Raw genomic sequence first — 22,504 nt, 5'->3', positions numbered from 1 at the left:
GTGGTGTCGGTCCCCTGGGGTTGCCAGACTCAGCGGATGGAGGACTCGGTCTCCGCCGCGTTCACGGCGACCCCGCGGTCCTGGTTCCTGCCCCGGCTGGCGCGCGGGCGGGCGGCGTACGACGGTCCGATCCAGATCGGCCGCGGCCAGACCAACTCCCAGCCGCGGACCGTGGAGGCGATGTTGCGGCTGCTCGACGTACGGCCCGGCGACCGGGTCCTCGACGTGGGCGCCGGCTCGGGCTGGACGACGGCGCTCCTGGCACACCTGACCGGTCCCACGGGCGAGGTGGTCGGAGTCGAGCTGGAGCCGACGCTGGTGGAGTTCGGCCGCGCCAACCTGGCTCGCGTCGCGCGGCCCTGGGCCCGGATCGAGCAGGCGCTCACCAGCGTCCTCGGCTGGCCCGACGGTGCGCCGTACGACCGGGTGCTGGTCTCCGCGGAGCCACGCTCGCTCCCCCAGGAGCTGGTCGACCAGGTCGTCGTCGGCGGCCGGATGGTCATCCCCGTGAACGGCGTCATGCTGCGGGTCGACCGCACCGACGTCGGGACCGAGATCAGCGAGCACGGCGGCTACCGGTTCGTGCCGCTGCGGTGACCCAGCTCCTCACGCCGCTGGTCGAGCCAGTCGAGACCTCCGCAGGAAAGCACCTACTGGCCCCGTCGGTGGCCCCGCCGGTCGAGCCTGTCGAGACCACCGCAGCGAAGGCACCCGGGCGAGTCCCAGCCCCGCGTCACCAGGCTTCGAGGCTCGGCGCCGGGGGCGCCTCGCACCTCAGCCACCGTGCTGGCCCGCCGCCGGTCGAGCCTGTCGAGACCTCCGCAGGGTAGGCACCCGCTGGCCCGCCGCTGGTCGAGCCTGTCGAGACCTCCGCAGCGAAGGCACCCGGGCGAGCCCCAGCCCGGCTCACCAGGCTTCGAGGCTCGGCGCTGGGGCGCCTCGCAGCTCAGCCACCGTGGGGTCGAGTTCCCACATCTTCGGCTCGAGGGGCCGGAAGGCCCCAGGGCTAGAGGGAGTCGTCCTCGAGCGGGCGCCGCTGCTCGGCGTACCGCCTCCGCTGCTCCTCGGCCCGGACGCGGAGCCGGGCGCGGAAGGATTCGAGCGACTCGGTGTCGAGGCCGTCGGCGAGGTCGTCGTGGTCGTACTGCCGTGGGGCACCGCTCGACGGCCGGCCCACGACCAGCCAGGCGATGGCTCCGGGTGCGAAGCCGAAGAACACCACGGGTGTCCAGGCGCCCGCGGTGAGGGTCCGGGCCTCGGCGTCGCGGGGCTCGAGCACGTCGATGAGGGCGTAGATCCACACGCCGAAGGCAGCGACGATCACCACCAGCATGTCCAACGTCATCGCGGAAGTGTGACCGAGCTCGCGGTCCTGTGTCTGTGGCCCGTCCGGGTGGTGGTGCCTGGCCCGTCGGCTGGTCGTTCACTCCCTCTCCCTAGGGTGTGCGTCGTGTCCGATGCGTCGCTGGGTGAGGAGCTGGTCCGCCTCGCATCGGCCGACAACTTCCGCGACCTGAGCGGCCCGGACACGGCGTACGTCGCCGCGGACGGGCGGCCACTGCGGCGTGGTGTGGCCTACCGCTCCAACGAGCTGCAGCTCTCGCACGCCGATGTCGAGTCGTTGACCCGGCTGGGGGTCGGCGCGATCTACGACCTGCGCACCGACCACGAGGTCGAGGCGCACCCGGACGTCGAGGTGCCCGGCGCGGCGTGGCGGCACCTCGAGGTCAAGGGCATCCCGATGACGGCGGTGAGCGACCTCGCCGACCGGGCGACCGCCCACGAGGTCATGCTGCGGGTCTACCGCGGGTTCGTGGAGATCGAGGGCGCGCGGGCGGCGTTCGCGACGCTGTTCGCCGAGCTCACCGCGGCCGAGGGGCCGGTGCTGTTCCACTGCACAGCCGGCAAGGACCGCACCGGCTGGGCCGCGGCGCTCCTGCTGCACCTCGCCGGGGTCGACGACGCGACGATCCTCGAGGACTACCTGCTCACCAACTCCTTCTCCTCGGCGACCCGCGAGAAGTACCTCGGCCTGGTCCGCGAGCACCTCGGTGCGGACAAGATCGACGTCTACGAGCGGGTGATGGTCGCCGACGCCGACTACCTGCAGGCCGGGTACGACGCCGTCTCCGCGGCGTACGGCGACCGGCTCGGCTACCTGCGTGACGGCCTCGGCCTCGGTCCGGCGACCCTGGACCGGCTCCGCGACAGGATGCTCGGCTGACCTGAGCCGAGGGTCAGGCGTGCGGAAGCAGCCCGCTCAGCGCCTCGGCGAAACGGTCCGCGCCGGCGCCGCGTCGCCCCGACCAGCCGACGATGCCGAACTTCAGGTCCGAGGACAGCGTGACCTCGACGGTCCCGGGCGGTCCCTGCCTGATCCGGGCGGTGACCTTCTCGCCCGAGCCCAGCACGAACCGCCCCGAGGTGAACACCGCGGTCCCGCTGTCGACGTCGCCGGAGAGGAACTGGAACCCGGTGCGCCGAGCCGCCTCCCGGAGCGCTGCGAAGACCTCCGGCGGCTTCGCCCGGAACGTGATCGACCGCGTGCTGCTACCGCTCATCTCGCCACCCTGGATCGCCTCGGAGCCACCGCCGTCCCCATGGCCCGTCCGCACGGCCCGGCCACGCGAGCCTAGTGGGCACCGCCGGCGAGACCGACGGGTCGGGACCGCCACGACGAGGAAAACGGTTGTGCGGCGGTCGTCGTCGCACGGCACCATGCCCGGGTGTCCCTGCCCACCCCCACCCTGGAGACCGACCGTCTCAGGCTGCGCCCCGTCACCGACGCGGACGCCGACCCCCTCTTCGCGATGCACAGCAGCGCACCCGTGCTGCGCTACTGGGACGCGCCTGCGTGGACCGAACGAGCGCGAGCCGAGAGGTTCATCGCGACGAGCCGGCAGCTGGCCGCGGACGGCAGCGGCGCGCGGACGGTGGTGGAGCAGGCCTCCGACGGAGCGTTCCTCGGCTGGTGCAGCCTGACCCGGTGGAACCCGGACTTCCGCAGCGCAGCACTCGCCTACTGCTACGCCGAGACGGCGTGGGGCCACGGCTACGCGACCGAAGCCGCGCACGCCCTGCTGCGGTGGGCGTTCGACACCCTGGACCTGAACCGGGTCCAGGCCGAGGCCGACACCCGCAACCTGGCATCTGCCCGCGTCCTGGAGAAGCTCGGCTTCGTCCGGGAGGGGACGTTGCGGGAGGACTGCGTGGTGAACGGCGAGGTGTCGGACTCGTGGGTCTACGGGCTGCTCAGGCGCGAGTGGCGGCCTGGGTCCTGACGGCCGGCGATTCGAGCGCCTGCCTCAGTGGGTCACCGCGGTCGGGGACGTCGTGACCGGCCGACGTCCGGGCCGGTACTCCTGCCACAGGACCAGCACGCCTGCCACGATGGCCATGAGCTCCGCCGCGGCTGCCGTCCAGACGGCCCACCCGGCCCAGTGCTCCGAGACCCCGAAAAGGCCCACGGTCGCGGCCGTGACGAACGCCGCGAGCGTGGACACGCCGAACCCCACGGCCAGCAGCGGTGGGATCCAGTGCCGCCAGGTCATCAGGAGCACGGCGATCACCAGCCCGGCGCCGGCGTTCAGCAGGAACGCGGGACCGATCTTGTTGTTGTCGTGTGCCCAGTCGAAGTACATCTTGAAGTGCACAGCCCCCGACACGAGCACCCCCGCGGCCCCCAACGCCCGCACTCTCATGGTGATCTCCGTTCGTCTCGCCGGTCCAGCCTGCCTGGGCCACCCGTAGACACGGGCTGCGGCCCGCGATGGTTCATCCCATCGGGCGTGGAGTCAGCGCGCCTTCGCGTCGATCTCGTCGCGGCGGGCCTCGACGATGCGCCGCAGAACGGCGTCGGGCAGCGGGTGGTCGGCCGAGTAGTGGACGCTGCCGGGGGTGGTCTCGAAGTCGCCGAGCGCGGCCGACACCGACGCGATGACCGCGCCGCTGTAGGGGTAGAGCGACAGGAACCTCTTCGCGCGCACCGTCGCGACCAGCCCCTTGCCCCGGTGGAGCAGCGCCGCCATCCCGTAGCTCATGCCCTCCTCGGCCTCCGGGACGACGTCACGGGCGATGGCGTAGACCCGCTCCAGAGCCACGCGGTCCGGGGAGTCGATGGTGCTGAGATAGTCGCCGACCACGCCCACGCTCGAACGCTACGCCGTCGAGACCGGTGGGCCGGGCGTCTCGGGGTCCTGCGACTCACCGCCCTCGGGGGTCGACGGACCCGATCCGGTGACGTGCAGGACCGTGCCGCGCAGCCTTGGGGCGACGAGGTTGTGCTCGGTCAGCCGTTTCCCCGGGTCAGCCACCCCGGCTGGAGTCGTGCAGAGGGCGCTCGTCGGGACCCGGGTCGTCCTTCGGGTCGTCGGGGGTCGGTTCGTCGGGCTTCGGGTCGGCCGGCGGGTCCTGGCGTTCGGGATCAGAGGTCGTCACGGTGTCAAGGATCCCACGATCCGGCGCCCGGTTCGGTCAGGACAGGCCCAGGATCGTCCCGTCGTCGGCCAGGTCGATCCGCGACGCCGACGGGTCCTTGGGGAGCCCGGGCATCGTCATCATGTCGCCGCAGACCACCACGACGAAGCCGGCCCCGGCCGAGAGCCGGACCTCGCGGACGTGCAGCTCGTGACCGGAGGGGGCTCCGACGAGAGTCGGGTCGGTCGAGAAGGAGTACTGCGTCTTCGCGACGCACACCGGCAGCTCGCCGTACCCGTCCCGCTCGATGCGCAGCAGCCGCCGCCGGGCCCGCGCGTCCCAGGTGACCAGCCCGGCGCCGTACAGCCGGGTCGCGATCGCCTCGACCTTCTGGGTCAGGGACAGGTCGTCGGGGTAGGTGAAGGAGAACGAGTATGGCGAGGGCTCGTCGAGGACCTGCAGCACACCCTTGGCGAGGTCCTGGGCACCGACGCCGCCATCGGCGAAGTGGCTCGCCGGGAACGCGCTGACGCCGGCCGACTCGACAAGCTCGACGACCTTCGCCACCTCGAGGTCGGTGTCGGTCGGGAACCGGTTGACCGCGACCACGCACGGGATGCCGTAGACGTCACGGACGTTGTCCAGGTGCCGGCGCAGGTTCACCATCCCCGCCTCGACGGCGCCGAGGTCCTCGGTGGCGAGGTCGGCGAGCGCGACCCCGCCGTGGTACTTCAGTGCCCGCACCGTCGCGACGACCACCGCGACGTCGGGCCGCAGCCCGGACTTGCGGCACTTGATGTCGACGAACTTCTCCGCGCCGAGGTCGGCCCCGAACCCCGCTTCGGTGACCACGATGTCGGCCAGCCGCAGGCCGGCGCGGGTGGCCATCACCGAGCTGCAGCCGTGCGCGATGTTGGCGAACGGACCGCCGTGCACGAACGCCGGAGCACCCTCGAGCGTCTGCACCAGGTTCGGCGCGAGGGCGTCGCGGAGCAGGGCCGCCATCGCACCGTCGGCACCGAGCTCGCGTGCGGTCACCGGCTGGCCCGCCCGCGCGTAGCCGATGACGATGTCGCCGATGCGTCGCTTGAGGTCGGCCCACGACTCGGTGAGGCAGAAGATCGCCATCAGCTCCGAGGCGACCACGATGTCGAAGCCGTCCTCGCGCGGGAAGCCGTTGGCGTGGCCGCCGAGCGCGACGGTCACCTGGCGCAGCGCGCGGTCGTTGACGTCGAGCACGCGCTTCCACGTGACGCTACGGACGTCGATGTCGAGCTCGTTGCCGTGGTGGACGTGGTTGTCGATCAGCGCGGCAAGCAGGTTGTTGGCGGCGGCGATGGCCGCGAAGTCACCGGTGAAGTGCAGGTTGATGTCGGTCATCGGCACCACCTGGCTGTAGCCACCTCCGGCCGCGCCGCCCTTCATGCCGAACACCGGCCCCATGGACGGCTCGCGCAGGCAGGCGACCGTACGCCGGCCCAGCCCGTGCAGCGCATCGGTGAGCCCGACCGTGGTCGTCGTCTTGCCCTCCCCGGGCGGCGTCGGTGACAGCGCGGTCACCAGGACGAGCCGGCCGAGCGGACGGTCGGCGAGCGAGGCCAGGTAGGCGATGTCGACCTTCGCCTTGAAGTGGCCGTAGGGCTCCAGGTGCTCCGCGGCGATGCCGAGGGTCTGTTCGGCGACCTCTCTGATCGGCCTCAGCGTGGCGGCGTTCGCGATCTCGATGTCCGACAGCACTGTCGTCCACCCCCTTCCTCCCGCGGGTGCACGCTAGCCCAGCACGGCGGGCGGGTCGACGCGTGAGCGACCTCCCAACGCTCGCGCGTCGGACCGGTCGACCCTCCTGCGCGGTCTCCGTGAGCCGGGCGACCGCTCATCGAGCCTGTCGAGATGCCCGCGGGGTCGGCTCCCAGCCCGGGCCGCGGGGGTCTCGACAGGCTCGACCAGCCGGATGGGAGGGCGGATGCGTCCGCGGTGGCCGGGCGACCGCCCATCGAGCTCGTCGAGATGCCCGCAGCGTCGGCTCCCAGCCCGGGCCGCGGGGGTCTCGACAGGCTCGACCAGCGGCGGTGGGGAGCTACCCGCGGGTCAGCGCCTCGGCCGCGGCGGCGCGGCCGGTACGCACCGCGCCCTCCATGTAGCCGGCGACCCACTGGTCGGAGCCGCAGACGTAGAACGGCGGCTCGTGCGTGCCGTGCAGCGGCCCGACCCGCAGGACGTCGCCGGGGTGCCACTGGGTGACGTAGCCCTGCGTCCACGGGTTGGTGCCCCACAGCCGCTCGAAGGTGGCCACCGGCGCCAGCGCCTCCTGGCCGAACCACGAGGCGAGCTCGGCCAGCGCCTCCTGCTCGCGGAACCGCGGGTCGGTCGAGAGGTACGCCGCGATCCGCTCCGGCGGCACCAGGCAGGACAGGACGCCCTCGCACTGCGGCCACGACGAGCCCAGGATGCCCTCGGACTCGGTCAGCCCGTTCTGGCCGTTGTCGCGCCAGAACGGCCGGGCGTACGCCGCCACGAACTTGGCGGCAAGGGCGTGCCGCTGCCGGTGCAGCGACTCGAGGCGTTCGTCGGAGACCCCCTCGACGTCGATGTCGCGCAGCGGACCGGCCGGGACCGCGCAGACCACAGCGCTCCCGGAGATCAGCTCGCCACCGTCCAGCTGCACCGCGCAGCCGTCGGTGCCCACCTCGACCGACCGCACCGGCACACTGAGCCGCACCCGGTCACCGAGCTCCTCGGCCAGCCGCAGCGCGACGGTCGCCGACCCCTCGGCCACGCGCAGGTTCTCCCACTCGTCGTAGGCGTAGAGGCCCTTGGTCGACGTGACCGCCGCCTTGCGCAGCTGCGACAGCAGCGACGTGCGCTCGTAGGCCCCCGCGCTGAGCGCGAGCTGCCCCGCCTCGAGGGCGCGGATGACGTTCGGGGTCGCGCCGACCTCGCGAAGCCAGCGCGTCACCGACGTGTCGTCGAGCCGGGCCGCGTCCGGGTGGGCCCACGGGTCGTCCGGGTCGACGGTGCGAGCCAGCTCGGCGAACGACGACTCGACCCGGGCCATGCTCGCGTGGTCGTCGTCCGAGAACCACGTGGGCCGCTCGCCGACATGGATGCCGTCGCTGAGGATCCAGGTGAGCTCACCCGGCTCGGCCACGTAGCTCGGCACGAGCGTGAGCCCGAGCTCGGCGACCAGCTGCTGGTAGGCGGTGTGCGCGTTGCCGATGACCTCACCGCCGAGCTGCACCAAGCGGCCGTCGTCGAGGACGACCTGCTCGACGCGGCCGCCGACGCGGGGCCGGGCCTCGAGCACGACCACGTCGGCACCGCCGCGGGCGAGGTCACGCGCGGCGGCGAGGCCGGCCAGGCCGGCGCCGATGACGACGATGTCGTGGGACATGGCATGGGCTCCTGGGTGGGCGAGGGACGGGTCAGTGGAGGACGAGGGGAGTGGTCGCACAGGTGTCGGCGTCCCAGACCACCGCGGCCAGGTCGCCGGAGGACATCCGGGCGCGGGTCACCGTCGGCGGTCCTCCGGGAACGACGTGGTGACACCGAGCGGCTCGGTCGCCAGCGCCCAGATCGCCGCCCGGGCGCTGTCGAGCGTGACCGCCGGGGTGCCGATCATCAGCTGGACACCGAAGCCGTCGCACAGGGCGTTGATGAGCTGGGCGTGGGCGGCGGTGTCGCACGGCTGGAACTCACCCGACGCGATGCCGTCGTCGAGGGTCTCCTCGATCCAGCCCGTGTGCGCCTTGTAGAGGTCGACGGCCAGCGTGCGCGACTCGCGGTCACGGCCGGCCCGGCACCAGAGCTCCTGCCACAGCGCCCACTCACGCCGCAGGCTCACCGTCATCGGGAGCGAGGCGTTGATGATGCGGACCAGGCGCGCGGTCGCGGTGTCGTCGTCTCCCCTGGCCTCGTAGACGTCGGCTCCGGTGCTGCCGAAGGAGTAGTGGAGCGCCGCCGCGAACAGCTGGTCGCGGGTGTCGAAGTGGTAGTGCAGCGCCGCCGTGGAGACCCCGGCCCGCTCGGCGACCATCCGCATCCGGATGTTCTCGAAGCCGGTCTCGGCGATCACGTCGCAGGCCGCGTTGAGGATCGCCTCGCGGGTCTGGGCGGCGATCGCGGCGCGGGTGCGCCTGCCGCCCTGCTTGCTGTTGCGGGGCTGGGTGTCAGCGGGCATGCGTCATTCTCACTGTTCGTCGGAGGGCGGGTGGGCCGGCGCCGGCTCGCCGCGGTCGTCGCGGGTGGCGGTCACGGTCGTCGTCCGCACTCACTCTGGCTGACTAACTGATTAGTCTGTTACTTTGCCGACACGGCCCCTCGCTGTCAAGGGATGGGCCACCGCGATCGGGAGATGACATGCACGGACGCAAGGCCGGCGGGAGGGCGTGGTGAGCCTCGCCCCGGAGCCTCGACCTCGACGGCTGGGGGTACGCCGGCCAGCTCGGCGACGGCGAGGTGACAGGTGACCAGCAGGGCCGGGCGCGAGAGGCTGCCTCCGTGTGCTCTGTTGCCGCCCTCAAGGTGACCTAGATGAACAGTTCCACGTGCTCGCACGCTATCCGCGACCTCTCTGCGCTCTTCGACCCCGGTCACATCGTCGTCGTCGGGGCCAGTGCCGACCCGTCCAAGTGGGGCAACGCGGTCGCGCTCCAGGCGCTGCGCGGCGCCGACCGGCACACGATCACCCTGGTCAACCGGCGCGGCGGCGAGGTGCTCGGCCAGCAGGTCGTCGCCTCGGTCGGTGAGCTGGATCGTCCGGTCGACCTCGCGGTCATCACGGTGCCCGAGCTCGGCCTCGAGGAGGCCGTCGACGACGTGCTGGCGCAGGGTGCCCGCGCCATCGTGGTCATCACCGCGGGGCTCGGTGAGTCCGGCGAGGAGGGCCGGGCACGGCAGGACGCGCTGATCCGGCGGGTGCGCGAGGCCGGCGCAGTCCTGGTCGGACCGAACTGCCTCGGCATCGTCGACAACCACACCGCGACCTACCTCTCGTCCAACACCTTCCGCCCGGGTGGCGTCGCGCTGCTCAGCCAGAGCGGCAACCTCGCGATCGAGGTGGACCGGCTCTTCGGCGAGCGCGGGCTCGGGATCTCGAGGTTCGTCTCGCTGGGCAACCAGGCCGACGTCGGCCTGGTCGAGCTGATCGAGGCCTGTGCGGCCGACGAGCACACCGAGGCGGTCGCCGTCTACGTCGAGGACGTCCGCGACGGCCGGGGGTTCGTCCGCGCCACCGCGGCCGCGGTGGAGGCCGGTACGCCGGTCGTCGTGCTCGCCGCCGGTGCCAGCAGCGCCGGTGCCCGGGGCGCCCGGTCGCATACCGGGTCGCTGACCAGCGACGCCGCGGTGGTCGCGGCCGGCTGCCGAGCCGCGGGCGCGATCCAGGTGCGGACGCCGCGCGAGCTGGCCGACGTGCTGATGGCGTTGCGCCAGCACGCGCAGCCACGCGGCCCCCGGGTCGCGGTGCTGACCGACGGCGGCGGCCACGGCGTCATCGCCTGTGACGTGCTCGAGGGCGCGGGGCTGCAGGTGCCCGCCCTCGGACCCGCCACGCAGGCCACGCTGGCCGAGGTGCTCTGGAGCCAGTCCAGCGTGACCAACCCCGTGGACCTGGCCGGCGCCGGTGAGATGGACCCGCAGTCCTACGCCCGCGCGTTCGCCGCACTGCAGCGTGCCGACGACGTCGACGCGATCTTGGTGACCGGCTACTTCGGCGGCTACTCCAGCGGCCAGGACGGCCTCACCGGGCTCGGCCCGGCCGAGTGCGCGGCGGCCAAGCAGATCAGCGTCGACGCCGCGGGGCACAAGCCGGTCGCCGTGCAGTCGATGTTCCCGGAGTCACCGGCCTGCCGGATCCTGGCCGAGGCCGGGGTGCCGGTCTTCGGAGCCGTCGAGGACGCCGTGGCCGCGCTGGCGGCCACCGCGGTGGACCCGCGGTCCGCGTCGGTGCTGGCGCTGCCCGCGCCGGCCGCGCCGGTCACGGCCGTCGACTACACCTCGTCGCGCGCGGCCATCGCCGCGGCGGGAGTCCCGTTCGTGGCCGCCCGCGAGATCCGCTCGGCGGCGGAGCTCCACGAGGCCGCCCAGGAGCTGCGGCCGCCGTACGTCCTGAAGGCGCTCGGGCTGCTGCACAAGTCGGACGCCGGCGGGGTCGTGGTCGGGCTGCCCGACCGCGAGGCGCTCTACCTCGCCTACGCACAGCTGTCCGAGCGGCTCGCGCCCCCGGCGTTCTCGGTCGAGGAGATGGCCGACCTGGACGGTGGCGTCGAGCTGATCGTCGGCGCCCGGTGGGACGTGCGCTTCGGCCCGACCGTGCTGGTCGGCCTGGGCGGCACCGCCACCGAGGTGCTCGGTGACGTGCAGGTCGCGCTCGCCCCGGTCGACGCCGCCGAGGCGGAGCGGATGCTGCGCCGGCTCCGGGCCGCGGCCCTGTTCGGCGAGCACCGGGGCCGGCCGGCGCTCGCGATCTCCTCCGCCGCCCGCGCGGTCGCCGCGGTGAGCCGGCTCGCCGCGGCCCACCCCGAGGTCGCCGAGCTCGAGATCAACCCGCTGCTCCTCACCCCGTCCGGCGCCGTCGCGCTCGACGCCCGCATCGTCACCCACTGACCGTCACCGAGGGAGGACCCGTGGACTTCGCCTACACGCCCGAGCAGCTGGAGCTGAAGGCCCGCGCCGCGGCGTACGCCGGGCTCCTGATGACCTACGAGGACGAGGCCGAGCGGGCCGGAGGCCCGCTGCCGGCCGAGACGGTCCACAAGCTCACCCGGGCCGCGATGGAGGCCGGCGTCTACGGCATCAACATGCCGAAGGAGTGGGGCGGCGCCGGGCTGACCCTGCTCGAGCAGGTGATCGTCGAAGAGGAGCTCGGCAAGGTCACCAACTGCCTCTGGGACATCCCGTGGCGCCCCTCCAACGTGCTGGCCAAGGCCGCACCCGAGCAGCGGGAGCGCTACCTGCTGCCGATCCTGCGCGGCGAGCGGTTCGACGCCTTCGCGACGACCGAGCCGGAGGCCGGCTCGGACGCCGGCGCGATCCGGACCACCGCCACCCCGGTCGAGGGCGGCTGGCGGCTGAACGGCGAGAAGTGGTTCGTCACCTGCGGCGACGTGGCCGACTTCCTGCTCGTGCAGGCCAACGTCCTGCCGGACAACGAGTCGACGCTGTTCTTCGTCGACAAGGACACCCCCGGCGTACAGATCAGCCGGACCCCGCAGTTCATGCACTCCGCGGTGAACGGCCACCCGGAGTTCGTCTTCGAGGACGTCTTCGTCCCGCACGACGCGGTGCTCGGCGAGGTCGGTCAGGGCTTCGAGCTGACCAAGGACTGGTTCACCGACGAGCGGCTGATGATCGCCGCGCGCACCGTCGGCGTCGCCGAGCGGGCGCTGTCGCTGGCCCGGGACTGGGCGGTCTCGCGGGAGCAGTTCGGTACGCCGATCGCGAGCTTCCAGATGGTCCAGGCGATGCTGGCCGACTGCGCGGTCGACATCGCGGTCAACCGGTCCTACACCCACCAGGTCGCGTGGGAGGCCGACCACGGAGTCGACCGCAAGACGCTGCACGCCAAGGCGTCGATCGCCAAGCTGTCGGCCAGCGAGGCGGCCGGCCGGGTGGTCGACCGCTGCCTGCAGATCTTCGGCGGCCGCGGCTACGACCGCTCCTACCCGGTCGAGCGGATGTACCGCGAGGTCCGCGTCGACCGGATCTGGGAGGGCACCTCGGAGATCCAGCGGATGATCATCGCCAACGAGCTGGTGAAGCGAGGCACGGCGTTCCTGGACCTGCCGGTCTCCTGACGTCGGCGCGGCGTGCCCGACACCACCGGGCCGGCGGGGCTACCGCCTGCGCCTGCCCACCGGGCCGTGGTCCTCGACCACGTGCTGCTCCCCGGTCTCCGGGTCGATGAAGGTGACCTCGACCTTCTCGGCGCCCTTGTGCTGCTGGGCCCGGACGTAGCCCGCGTAGGCGCGGCGGTCCGCGTCGGTGAGCTCGCCGCGGTCGACGAAGAGGGAGCGGATCGAGCGGGGCCAGAGCTTTCGGGCCAGGACGACGTTGACCTGCATGCCGACGACCCCGATGAGCGCCGCGAAGTAGATGATCCCGATCATCCCCAGCACGATGGCGAACGCGGCGTTCATGCCCTCGGTCTGCCTGATGACTCCGGTGGTGTACACGGTCCCGAAGTACTGCAGCGCCTGCCACAACACCGCGACCGTGAAGGCCCCCGGCCACGCGCGGCCCTGGTGGTGGCGGCGGGCGGCGGCGAGGCGGAACACGATGAGCAGCAGCAGGCCGATCAGCAGCACCGTGACGCCGCGGACCACCCAGCGCAGGGTGAGGTCGAGCCGCGGCCCGAACACCTCCGTCTCGTTGCCGAGGGTCGAGATGATCGTGATCGCCAGGACCGACGCACCGACCAGGGTGAGCAGCGCCAGGCTCTTCAACCGGAGGAGCAGCGGGTTGGGGCGCTTGTTGCGCGGCACCGACCACGCCACGTTGAGGGCGTTCTGCAGCGCCTGGCCGAGGCCGAGTGAACCGTAGATCGCGGTGAGGACACCGACCACGATCGTGGTGCTCGAGCCCTGCAGCCGATCCGGTCGCCCCAGCTCGTTTCCGATGATCGGGAAGGTGCCCAGCGCAGAGTCGATCACCTGCTCCTGGAGGTCCGGGTTGCCCTGGAGGATGAAACCCAGGATCGTCACCGAGAGCAGCAGCAGCGGGAAGATCGCGAGCAACGCGTAGAAGCTGATGATCGCTGCCAGGTAGGGACCCTGGTCATCGATGAACTTGAAGATGGTCGCGATGGGGAACCCCAGGAACGACCGTTTCCGCTGCGTCCGGTCGAGCCTGTCGACGAAGCCCACGACGACAGGCTATTGGGCACCACCTCTTCGGACCGTGCTCAGCACCCCGTCCGGCCCGTCTCGAACAGCTGGACCCTCGGTCGCCATCGCGCGGCAGATGGCCGTCGACTGTGTCAATGGCCGGTCCAGGTCTGCCACGACCCCGAGCGGTGCCACTAGCCTCCCGACCATGTCCTCGAGCCCGGTCGCGTGGCCCACGGCGGCGGCGTACCTGCTCGCGGGGACCATCATGGTGCTCGGCCTGGCCGCTCCCGCGTCCGCCGCGTCCGAGGACGCGCGTGATGCGCGGCGCGACGTGCTCAGCGGACCGAAGTACACCGACGACCTGCCGACAAGGGCCGAGCCGGCCCGCCGGGCGGGCGACATCACGCGCACCACGGTCGTCCTCGGCAAGCGCCTGGTCATCCCCACGACCTACCGGAGCATCGACCTCACCGGGGAGCAGGACTTCCAGTGGCTGCTGAAGACCTCCACCGACCACGAGGACGGCAGCTGGATCGGCTACCTCACCATCCCGGCCGGGAAGACCATCGGGAGCTTCCAGCTCATCGACCCGCTCGGCAACCAGCCGGGATGCGCAACGGCAGTGACCGACCGGGTCAAGGCCACGGTGAAGCTCAAGGTCCCCGCGTCGTGCCTGGGCAACCCGGCCTGGGTGCGGGTCGCCAACGGGCTCACCGTGATCACCGACAGCCGGGTGTACGAGGACGACGCCCGCCGCGACGGCGAGGTCCGGCACGGATGGAAGTACGGCCCGAAGGTGACCGCGTGAGCCGGTGGGCACCGCCCGTCAGTAGGACTTGGGCAGCCCCAGGGAGTGCATGGCCACGAAGTTGAGGATCATCTCCCGGCTGACCGGGGCGATCCGGCCGGCGCGGGTGGCGACCAGCAGCCCGGCCATGCCGTACTCCTGGGTGATCCCGTTGCCGCCGTGGGTCTGCACGGCACGGTCGGCGGCGTTGCACGCGGCCTCGGCGGCGGCGTACTTCGCCATGTTCGCGGCCTCGCCGGCTCCCATGTCGTCGCCGGCGTCGTAGAGGGCGGCGGCCTTCTGGGTCATCAGCCGCGCCATCTCGGTCTCGATGTAGGACTGGGCGAGCGGGTGTGCGATGGCCTGGTGGGAGCCGATCGGCTCCTTGAACACCGTCCGCTCCTTGGCGTACGCCGCCGCGCGGGACAGCGCGAACCGGGCCAGCCCGGTCGAGAACGACGCGGCCATGATCCTCTCCGGGTTGAGCCCGGCGAACAGCTGCACGAGACCGCCGTCCTCGTCGCCGACGATCGCGTCGGCAGGGAGCCGGACGTCGTCCATGAACACGGTGAACTGCAGCTCGGGGCTGACGATCTCCATCGGGATCGGCTGGTACTCGAACCCGGTGCTGTCGGTCGGCACCACGAACAGCACCGGCTTCACCTTGCCGGTCCGGGCGTCCTCGGTGCGCGCGACGACGAGGACGTGGTCGGCCTCGTCGACGCCGGAGATGTAGATCTTGCGGCCGTTGAGCACCCACTCGTCGCCGTCGCGGCGGGCGGTCGTGGTGATGTTGTGGGTGTTGGTGCCGGCGTCCGGCTCGGTGATCGCGAAGGCCATCGTCGAGGTGCCGTCGCAGATGCCGGGCAGCCAGCGCCGCTTCTGCTCTTCGGTGCCGTAGCGGCTGATGATCGTCCCGCAGATCGCCGGGCTGACCACCATCAGCAGCAGCGGGCAGCCCTGCGCGGCCAGCTCCTCGCAGACCGCGGCGATGTCGCCGATGCCGCCGCCCCCGCCGCCGTACTCCTCGGGGATGTTGATGCCGAGGTAGCCGTTCTTGCCGATCTCGAGCCAGAGCTCTGTGGTCTTCTCGCCCGAGCGCGCCTTCTCGGTGAACCACTCGCGGCCGTACTTGCCCGCGAGCTTCGCCACCTCCCTGCGCAGCGCCTGGCGCTCCTCGGACTCGCTGAACGCAACGGTCATCGCCTGCTCACTCCTCGCTGGTCGAGCTTGTCGAGACCACCGCAAGGACGGCACCCGCCGCCACCTGGCCGCCGACCTCGACGTCGATCTGGGTCACCGTGCCCGCATCCGGCGCGCGCACGGTGTGCTGCATCTTCATCGCCTCGAGGACCAGCACCGGCTGGCCGGCCTCGACACTCTGGCCCTTCTCCACGTTCACGCTGACCACGGTGCCGGGCATCGGCGCCAGCAGGCTGCCGCTCGCGACCACGTCGGCGGGGTCGACGAAGCGAGGCTTGCGCCGGTACGCCGCGTGGCCGCCCGGCCAGTCGACGAAGACCTGGTCGTCCTCGACCATCGCGACGTAGGTGGTGCGGACGCCGCCCTCCTCCAGGACGATCTCGCAACCACCGTCGATCGAGCCTGTCGAGATCACCGCAGCATCGGGCAGGACGTACCCGTCGCGGCCGCCCCACCACTCGACGGTCGTGCCGTCCTCGGTGCCGTCATCGAGCTCGGTCACCTGCGGTTGGGAGACGACGTTGCGCCAGGCCACCGGGATGCCCTGCTGGACGGTCCTCGACTCCCTGGCCCGCTCGGCCAGCGCGATCGCCGCCGCGTGCGCCGCGGTCGGTGGCCGAGGTGCGAGCGCAGCGAGCCGCGAAGCCTCCGACAGGAACGCGGTGGAGACCTCACCGGCCAGGAACCGCTCGTCGCGCAGCACCATCACGAGCTGGTCCCGGTTGGTCTGCACACCGTGGATCCGCGCCCGCGACAGCACGCCGGTGAGCTTGCGGGCCGCCTGTTCGCGGGTGGGCGCGTGGGCGACGACCTTGGCGAGCATCGCGTCGTAGTGCGTCGACACCACACTGCCGCTCTCGTAGCCGGTGTCGACGCGGATGCCCTCCTCGAGCGGGACCTCGAAGCGCGTGAGCGTGCCGCTCTGCGGCTGGTCGCCGGCGGCCGGGTCCTCGGCGTAGAGCCGCACCTCGATCGCATGGCCATCGCCGGTCGAGCCTGTCGAGACCACCGCAGCGTCGGCACCCTCCGCAGCCGCGAGCTGCATCGCGACGAGGTCGATGTCGTGTACCAGCTCGGTCACCGGGTGCTCGACCTGGAGCCGGGTGTTCATCTCCAGGAACCAGAACCGCTCGGTGGCCGGGTCGAAGAGGAACTCGACCGTGCCCGCGCCGCGGTAGTCGATCGCCTCGGCCGCCTTCCGGGCGGCATCGTGGAGCGCCTCTCGGACCTCGTCGCTCAGCCCGGGCGCGGGCGCCTCCTCCACCACCTTCTGGTGGCGGCGCTGGAGCGAGCAGTCGCGGTCGCCGTAGACGCTCGTGCCGACCACCTGGACCTCGACGTGGCGGCCCCGCTCGACGTACGGCTCGACGAACACCGTGCCGTCCCCGAACGCCGACGCCGCCTCGGCCTCGGCCGCCGCGAGCTCGCCGGGCAGCTCCTCGAGGCGGCGTACGACGCGCATCCCGCGGCCGCCGCCACCGGCGGAGGCCTTGACCAGCAGCGGCAGGTCCTCCTCGCCCGGCTCGTCGGGGGCTTCGAGCACCGGTACGCCGGCCGCCCTCATGATCTCCTTGGCCCGGATCTTGGAGCCCATCGCCTCGATCGACTCCGGAGCCGGCCCGACCCAGACGAGCCCGGCGCCGATGACCGCCCGGGCGAAGTCGGCGTTCTCGGAGAGGAAGCCGTAGCCGGGATGGATCGCGTCCGCGCCCGCGGCCTTGGCGGCCGCGAGCACCGCGTCGATGTCGAGGTAGGTCTCGGCGGGAGTGCTGCCCGGGAGCCGGACGGCGAGGTCCGCCTCGCGGACGTAGGGCAGGCCCGCGTCGGCGTCGGAGTGGACCGCCACGGTCTCGATGCCGAGCCTGCGGCAGGTGCGGAAGACGCGCGAGGCGATCTCGGCGCGGTTGGCGACCAGCAGTCTCGTGATCACGAGGCATCCGCCTGACCACAGCTGATCGAGCCTGTCGAGATCACCGCAAGGAGGGCACCCTCGCAACGGTCGTGGATACGTTCCAGCGCGTCCTGCGGACGTCTCGACAGGCTCGACGGGCGGTGCACCGGTCCCAGCCCACCCTGCCGAGCCGCCGGCTGGCGTCGTTCGCTCATGGCCGGAACACCCCGAACCGGTCGGTGCCGGCGTACGGCTTGTTCTCGATCACCGACAGGCAGATGCCGAGGATCGTTCGGGTGTCGCGCGGGTCGATGACGCCGTCGTCGTAGAGCATCCCGGAGAGGAAGAACGGCAGCGACTGCTCCTCCACCGAGGCCTCGACGAACTCGCGCATCCCCTTGTCGGCGTCGTCGTCGTACTCCTGACCGCGCGCCTCGGCGGCCTGTCGGGCGACGATCGACAGCACGCCGGCCAGCTGGGCAGGGCCCATCACTGCCGACTTGGCCGAGGGCCAGGTGAACAGGAAGCGCGGGTCGTACGCGCGGCCGTTCATGCCGTAGTTGCCAGCGCCGTACGACGCGCCCATGATCACCGACAGGTGCGGCACGCGGGAGTTGGAGACCGCGTTGATCATCATCGCGCCGTGCTTGATGATCCCGCCCTGCTCGTACTCCGCGCCGACCATGTAGCCGGTGGTGTTGTGCAGGAACAGCAGCGGGGTGTCGACCTGGTTGGCGAGCTGGATGAACTGGGTCGCCTTCTGCGCCTCCTCGCTGAACAGCACGCCCTGCGCGTTGGCGAGGATGCCGATCGGCCGGCCGTGCAGCCTCGCCCACCCGGTGACGAGCGAGGTGCCGTAGAGCGGCTTGAACTCGTCGAAGGCGACCGCGTTGGAGTCCGAGACGCCGTCGCAGATGCGGGCGATCACCTCGCGCGGGTCGAACGGCTCCTTGAGGTCCTGCGGGATCAGGTCGAGCAGCTCCTCGGGGTCGGCGTCCGGCTCGGCGTACGACGCCGGGTCGGGCGCGGCGTATGCCTTGCGCCAGTTGAGCCGGGCCACGATGCGGCGCCCGATCCGGATCGCGTCGCGCTCGTCCTCGGCGAGGTAGTCGGCCAGGCCGGACACGCGCGCGTGCATCTCGGCGCCACCCAGCGACTCGTCGTCGGACTCCTCGCCGGTGGCCATCTTCACCAGCGGCGGGCCGCCGAGGAACACCTTGGCCTGCTGCTTGACCATCACCGTGTAGTCGGACATGCCGGGCACGTAGGCGCCACCGGCGGTCGAGTTGCCGAACACCAGCGCGACGGTCGGCAGCTTCGCCGCCGAGGAGCGGGTGATGTCTCGGAACAGCTTGCCGCCGGGGATGAAGATCTCCTTCTGGGTCGGCAGGTCGGCTCCGCCGGACTCGACCAGCGCGACCGTCGGCAGCCCGTTCTCCTCCGCGATCTGGGAGGCCCGGAAGATCTTCTTGACCGTCCACGGGTTGGAGGCGCCGCCCTTCACCGACGGGTCGTTGGCCGTGATCATGCACTCGACGCCCTCGATCACGCCGATGCCGGTGACGACCGACGCGCCGACGGTGAAGTCACTCCCCCAACCGGCGAGCGGGGAGAGCTCGAGGAACGCCGACCCCTCGTCGATGAGCAGCTCGATCCGCTCGCGCGGCATCAGCTTGCCGCGGTCGTGGTGGCGGTCGACGTACTTCGGCCCGCCGCCGGCCACCGCCTTCGCGTGCTCGGCCTCGAGGTCGGCGAGCTTCTCGAGCATCGCCTCGCGGTTGGTCATGACTCGAGCACCGCCTTCATCCGCTCCAGCGTCGTCCGCATCCCCTGCTCGTTGGTGCGGCCGCGCAGCGGACCGAGAAGAGTCCAGTAGAGCCGCATGTATGGCTTCGGCTCGATCCGGAAGTACTCGGTGACGGTGGTCCCGGTCCCCGACGGCTCGAGCCGGTAGCCCCAGTTGTTCACCGTCACCTCGTCGGTGCCGACCGCGAACTCGAAGACCTCGTCGGGCACGCACTTGGTGACCTGGCACGGCGACCAGTACGTCGGACCGACGCCGTTGCGGCGTACGTGCCCCTTGAACGACGCACCGACCTCGGGTCCGGTCGAACCGCGGGTCCAGCGCGCCTCGAAGGTCTCCGGCGAGAACTCCCCGATCCTGGTCACGTCGCTGACCAGCGCCCACACCTTCTCCGGCGGCGCACCCATGTGCAGGGAGACCTCGCCGGTCATCGGCCGCGACAGCTTGATCATCGATGACCACCGCTCATCGAGCTTGTCGAGATGTCCGCAGCCGTGGCTCCTGCCGGGCCACGGTCGAGTGCCTCCCTTGCGGAGGTCTCGACGAGCTCGACCAGGGCGGGGCGGGTTCCAGCGCGTGTCGTGCTCATGCGGTATACCCCAACAAACGCGCCGCGAGGTCGGTCAGCACCTCGGTCGCTCCTCCTCCGATCGGCAGGATCCGGGCGTCGCGGTAGTGCCGCTCCACCTCGGTCCCGTGCATGTAGCCCGTGCCGCCGTGCAGCTGCACCGCCTGGTCGCAGACGTAGGTCGCGGCGTCGCACGCGGTCTGCTTGGCGAGGCACGCCTCAGCGATGACGTTCTCTCCTGCGATGTGTTGCTCGGCCACACGGCGCGTATAGGTGCGCGCCACCTCGACCTGGCGGCGCATCTCGACCAGCTTGTGCCGCACGACCTGGTTGGCGATCAGCGGCTTCTCGAACGTCTCGCGATCGCGGCAGTACGCCGCCGTGAGCTCCAGCGAGCGGGCCGCGATGCCGTAGGCGTGCACGGCCAGCGCGATCCGCTCGACCACGAACTGCTCTGCGATCTGGTAGAAGCCGGTGTTCTCATCTCCGACGAGGTTTGCGACCGGCACGTGCACGTCGACGTAGGACAGCTCGGCGGTGTCGGAGCAGTGCCAGCCCATCTTGCGCAGCGATCGGTCGACGGTGAAGCCGGGCATGCCCGCCTCGACGACCAGCAGGCTCACGCCGCCGTGGCCGGGGCCGCCGGTCCGCACCGCGGTCGTGACGAAGTCGGCGCGAACGCCGCTGGTGATGAACGTCTTCGCGCCGTTGACGACGTAGTGGTCGCCCTCGCGGACCGCGGTGGTCCGGATCGACGCCACGTCCGAGCCGCCGCCGGGCTCGGTGACCGCGAGCGAGCCGATCGTCTCCCCGGCCAGGGTCGGCCGTACGAACCGGTCGACCAGCTCCTGGTTGCCGGACGCGACGATGTGCGGCAGCGCGATGCCGCTGGTGAACAGTCCGGCCATCAGCCCGCTGGAGGCGCCCGCCTCGAACATCGCCTCGGCGAGCTCGACCGAGTCCAGCAGCGTGCCGCCACCCCCGCCGACCTCCTCGGGGAAGGCGATCCCGAGCAGCCCCTGCTTCCCGGCGGCCACGTGCAGCTCGCGCGGGATCGACCCGGCGTCCTCCCACTCCTGCAGGTGCGGCGCGACCTCCCGGCGTACGAACTCCGCGCCGAGACCGCGGATCCCGACGGTGGCTGAGGTGCGAGCGTGCGAGCCTCGAAGCCCGTTCATGTCAGCTCCTCCTGGATGTGCACGATCCGCGACCGCATCCACTCGCCCAGCCCCTTTGCCTGCGGGTCGAACCGCGTCGACGCCGCCACGCCCTTCCCGAGCAGGCCGTGGATGACCACGTTGACCCCACCCAGGTTGGGCAGCACGAAGACGTCGACCTCGAGCTCGCGGGCCTCGGGCACGAGCTCGCGGACCCGACGCGGGGTCATCAGCTTGGCCAGCCACGTGGCCCGGGCCTCGCGGCGCGGGTCGCCGTCGTTGGCAACCCAGAGTCCGACGTTGGCGTCGCCGCCCTTGTCACCGGAGCGCGCGTGCACGAAGCTGCCGAGCGGCATCCGCCGGTTGAGCGAGTCGGGCGGTGCGGGGTACGGCGACGTCCGGCGACCGGCGTCGGGGTCGACGGGCGAGAAGTCGGTCGGGTCGGCGATCTCCTCCCGCCGCCCGTCCGCGTGCACCACCACGTGGTGGACCTGGCTGCGGTCGACGTACTCCGGCCGGTAGATGCCGTAGGGCGTCGGCTGCTGCGGCGGGGTGGTCATCGTGAACCCGGGATAGGACGCCAGCGCCAGCTCGACCGCGGGACCGGTGAAGGCGCGGCCGACCGGGTCGGGCTTCGGGTCCATGACGCTGCAGCGCAGCAGCACCGACGCGCCCTCCTCGGTGTCCGCGTCGGGTGGCGGCGCCGAGGCCCGCGACCACGTGACCTCGGCGGCCGTGAGCGACGGCGTCAACTGCTCGCGCACCCACGCCGCCTTCTCCTCGACGTCGAGGCCGGTCAGCACGAACTCGACCTGGTTGCGGAAGCCGCCGAGCTCGTTGACGCAGACCTTGAGCCTCTCCGGCGGCTCCTCCCCCTCGACGCCGCTGATCGCGACTCGGTCGGGTCCCTCCTGGGTGAGCCGGACGGTGTCGAGCCGCACCGTGACATCGGGGTTGAGGTAGCGGGTCGTCTGGATCTCGTAGAGCAGCTGGCTGGTGACGGTGTCGACGGTGACCGCGCCGCCGGTGCCGTCGTGCTTGGTGATGACGCTCGACCCGTCGGCCGCGACCTCCGCGACCGGGAAGCCCAGTGGTCGAGCCGGATCCATGCCGTCTCGGACGAGCTGCCGGAAGCCCGAGAAGTTGCCTCCGGTCGCTTGCGCGCCGCACTCGACGACGTGGCCGGCGACCACCGCGCCGGCGAGCTCGTCGTACGACGTCGGGCTCCAGCCGTGGTGCGCGACCGCCGGCCCGACGACGAGGCTGGCGTCCGTCACCCGCCCGGTCACGACGACGTCGGCCTCGGCCGCGAGGGCGGAAGCGATGCCGAACCCGCCGAGGTAGGCGTTGGCGGTGAGCGCTCCGTCGAAGAGGCCCAGGGGACGCAGGTCATCGCCCTCGACGTGGGCCACGGCGGCGTCCAGGCCCAGCCCCCTGGCCACCTCGCGGACCCGCTCCGCCAGCCCGGCCGGGTTGAGGCCACCGGCGTTGCTCACGATCTTCACCCCGCGCTCGAGCGCCAGGCCGAGGCAGTCCTCGAGCTGCCTGACGAACGTGCGGGCATAACCCAGCGACGGGTCCTTCATCGTGTCCTTGCCGAGGATCAGCATGGTGAGCTCGGCGAGGTAGTCGCCGGTCAGCACGTCCAGCGCCCCGCCCTCGAGCTGCTCCCGCATGGCCGAGAACCGGTCGCCGTAGAAGCCGGAGCAGTTCCCGACCCGCAACGCGCGGCTCATGGACGGGTCCCGACGGCGGCTGAGGTGCGAGGCCGGCCACGGCCGGGGCGAGTCCCAGCACCCACGGTGGCTGAGGTGCGAGGCCGGCCACGGCCGAGCCTCGAAGCCCCCGCAGCG

22 protein-coding genes and 1 pseudogene are annotated in these 22,504 nt (G+C 71.9%); 7 read left to right on the top strand and 16 right to left on the bottom strand.

The features are described 5' to 3' along the window. Positions 1-36: 36 nt before the first annotated feature. The gene (locus VFV89_RS02355; RefSeq protein WP_329704288.1) at positions 37-597 is read left to right on the top strand and encodes a protein-L-isoaspartate O-methyltransferase; all 561 of its coding nucleotides are present in this window, start codon (positions 37-39) and stop codon (positions 595-597) included. Between the two features lie 409 nt (positions 598-1,006). Here the strand turns inward: VFV89_RS02355 and VFV89_RS02350 are convergent, their stop codons facing one another. Next, on the bottom strand, positions 1,007-1,345 hold the full coding sequence (locus VFV89_RS02350; protein ID WP_329704287.1) for a PLD nuclease N-terminal domain-containing protein: 339 nt from the start codon (positions 1,343-1,345) through the stop codon (positions 1,007-1,009). Positions 1,346-1,450: 105 nt separating this feature from the next. On the opposite strand from VFV89_RS02350, the gene VFV89_RS02345 reads away from it, so the two are divergent. Then, positions 1,451-2,224 (top strand): tyrosine-protein phosphatase, encoded by a 774-nt coding sequence (locus VFV89_RS02345; protein ID WP_329704286.1) that lies wholly within the window; start codon positions 1,451-1,453, stop codon positions 2,222-2,224. Between the two features lie 13 nt (positions 2,225-2,237). Here VFV89_RS02345 and VFV89_RS02340 read toward each other — a convergent pair whose 3' ends face one another. Then, the gene (locus VFV89_RS02340; protein WP_329704285.1) at positions 2,238-2,561 is read right to left on the bottom strand and encodes a hypothetical protein; all 324 of its coding nucleotides are present in this window, start codon (positions 2,559-2,561) and stop codon (positions 2,238-2,240) included. Between the two features lie 165 nt (positions 2,562-2,726). Between VFV89_RS02340 and VFV89_RS02335 the strand changes: the two genes are divergently transcribed. Then, positions 2,727-3,281, top strand: a complete 555-nt coding sequence (locus VFV89_RS02335; protein ID WP_329704284.1) for a GNAT family protein — start codon at positions 2,727-2,729, stop codon at positions 3,279-3,281. A 24-nt stretch (positions 3,282-3,305) separates the two neighbouring features. Here VFV89_RS02335 and VFV89_RS02330 read toward each other — a convergent pair whose 3' ends face one another. From VFV89_RS02330 to VFV89_RS02300, 7 genes are all read right to left on the bottom strand, one after another. Then, a complete protein-coding gene (locus VFV89_RS02330; RefSeq protein WP_329704283.1) occupies positions 3,306-3,701 on the bottom strand; it encodes a hypothetical protein in 396 nt (131 codons plus the stop codon). 93 nt (positions 3,702-3,794) lie between these two features. Next, positions 3,795-4,148, bottom strand: coding sequence for an iron chaperone (locus tag VFV89_RS02325; protein WP_329704282.1), 354 nt, complete (start codon positions 4,146-4,148; stop codon positions 3,795-3,797). 9 nt (positions 4,149-4,157) lie between these two features. After that, positions 4,158-4,313 (bottom strand): hypothetical protein, encoded by a 156-nt coding sequence (locus VFV89_RS02320; protein ID WP_329704281.1) that lies wholly within the window; start codon positions 4,311-4,313, stop codon positions 4,158-4,160. Further along, entirely contained in the window at positions 4,306-4,437 is a 132-nt protein-coding gene (locus tag VFV89_RS02315; protein ID WP_329704280.1) for a hypothetical protein, read from the bottom strand. Before VFV89_RS02315 ends, VFV89_RS02320 begins: the two co-directional genes overlap by 8 nt. A 36-nt stretch (positions 4,438-4,473) precedes the next feature. Next, complete coding sequence (locus VFV89_RS02310) at positions 4,474-6,153, bottom strand: formate--tetrahydrofolate ligase (protein WP_329704279.1); 1,680 nt, start codon at positions 6,151-6,153, stop codon at positions 4,474-4,476. 340 nt (positions 6,154-6,493) lie between these two features. Next, positions 6,494-7,807, bottom strand: coding sequence for an NAD(P)/FAD-dependent oxidoreductase (locus tag VFV89_RS02305; protein WP_329704278.1), 1,314 nt, complete (start codon positions 7,805-7,807; stop codon positions 6,494-6,496). A gap of 117 nt (positions 7,808-7,924) precedes the next feature. After that, the gene (locus VFV89_RS02300; RefSeq protein WP_329704277.1) at positions 7,925-8,593 is read right to left on the bottom strand and encodes a TetR/AcrR family transcriptional regulator; all 669 of its coding nucleotides are present in this window, start codon (positions 8,591-8,593) and stop codon (positions 7,925-7,927) included. A 251-nt stretch (positions 8,594-8,844) separates the two neighbouring features. Between VFV89_RS02300 and VFV89_RS24810 the strand changes: the two are divergent. The 3 genes and pseudogenes from VFV89_RS24810 to VFV89_RS02290 form a co-directional block, all read left to right on the top strand. After that, positions 8,845-8,946 (top strand): annotated as a pseudogene (locus VFV89_RS24810) (hypothetical protein); the annotation flags it as partial. Then, entirely contained in the window at positions 8,947-11,019 is a 2,073-nt protein-coding gene (locus tag VFV89_RS02295) for an acetate--CoA ligase family protein (protein WP_329704276.1), read from the top strand. A 20-nt stretch (positions 11,020-11,039) separates the two neighbouring features. Then, entirely contained in the window at positions 11,040-12,209 is a 1,170-nt protein-coding gene (locus tag VFV89_RS02290; protein WP_329704275.1) for an acyl-CoA dehydrogenase family protein, read from the top strand. Between the two features lie 39 nt (positions 12,210-12,248). Here VFV89_RS02290 and VFV89_RS02285 read toward each other — a convergent pair whose 3' ends face one another. After that, positions 12,249-13,277: a YihY/virulence factor BrkB family protein gene (locus VFV89_RS02285; protein ID WP_329704274.1), complete on the bottom strand. Its 1,029-nt coding sequence runs from the start codon at positions 13,275-13,277 to the stop codon at positions 12,249-12,251. Between the two features lie 169 nt (positions 13,278-13,446). On the opposite strand from VFV89_RS02285, the gene VFV89_RS02280 reads away from it, so the two are divergent. Next, on the top strand, positions 13,447-14,049 hold the full coding sequence (locus VFV89_RS02280; protein WP_329704273.1) for a hypothetical protein: 603 nt from the start codon (positions 13,447-13,449) through the stop codon (positions 14,047-14,049). Between the two features lie 18 nt (positions 14,050-14,067). Here VFV89_RS02280 and VFV89_RS02275 read toward each other — a convergent pair whose 3' ends face one another. The 6 genes from VFV89_RS02275 to VFV89_RS02250 all read right to left on the bottom strand — a co-directional run bounded on the left by VFV89_RS02275 (position 14,068) and on the right by VFV89_RS02250 (position 22,387). Next, positions 14,068-15,231 (bottom strand): acyl-CoA dehydrogenase family protein, encoded by a 1,164-nt coding sequence (locus VFV89_RS02275; protein WP_329704272.1) that lies wholly within the window; start codon positions 15,229-15,231, stop codon positions 14,068-14,070. A gap of 7 nt (positions 15,232-15,238) precedes the next feature. Beyond that, the gene (locus VFV89_RS02270; RefSeq protein WP_329704271.1) at positions 15,239-17,161 is read right to left on the bottom strand and encodes an acetyl/propionyl/methylcrotonyl-CoA carboxylase subunit alpha; all 1,923 of its coding nucleotides are present in this window, start codon (positions 17,159-17,161) and stop codon (positions 15,239-15,241) included. Between the two features lie 172 nt (positions 17,162-17,333). Further along, entirely contained in the window at positions 17,334-18,908 is a 1,575-nt protein-coding gene (locus VFV89_RS02265) for an acyl-CoA carboxylase subunit beta (protein ID WP_329704270.1), read from the bottom strand. Then, positions 18,905-19,378: an SRPBCC family protein gene (locus VFV89_RS02260; RefSeq protein WP_329704269.1), complete on the bottom strand. Its 474-nt coding sequence runs from the start codon at positions 19,376-19,378 to the stop codon at positions 18,905-18,907. The genes VFV89_RS02265 and VFV89_RS02260 overlap by 4 nt, the downstream gene beginning before the upstream one ends. Before the next feature lie 133 nt (positions 19,379-19,511). Continuing rightward, entirely contained in the window at positions 19,512-20,672 is a 1,161-nt protein-coding gene (locus tag VFV89_RS02255; protein ID WP_329704268.1) for an acyl-CoA dehydrogenase family protein, read from the bottom strand. Beyond that, complete coding sequence (locus VFV89_RS02250; protein ID WP_329704267.1) at positions 20,669-22,387, bottom strand: acyclic terpene utilization AtuA family protein; 1,719 nt, start codon at positions 22,385-22,387, stop codon at positions 20,669-20,671. Before VFV89_RS02250 ends, VFV89_RS02255 begins: the two co-directional genes overlap by 4 nt. Positions 22,388-22,504 lie beyond the last annotated feature (117 nt).

The organism is Nocardioides sp., assembly GCF_036274455.1.
Taxonomy (GTDB): domain Bacteria; phylum Actinomycetota; class Actinomycetes; order Propionibacteriales; family Nocardioidaceae; genus Nocardioides.
Note: the sequence above shows the minus strand (reverse complement) of the source record. Positions and strands in the feature narration are given on the sequence as shown.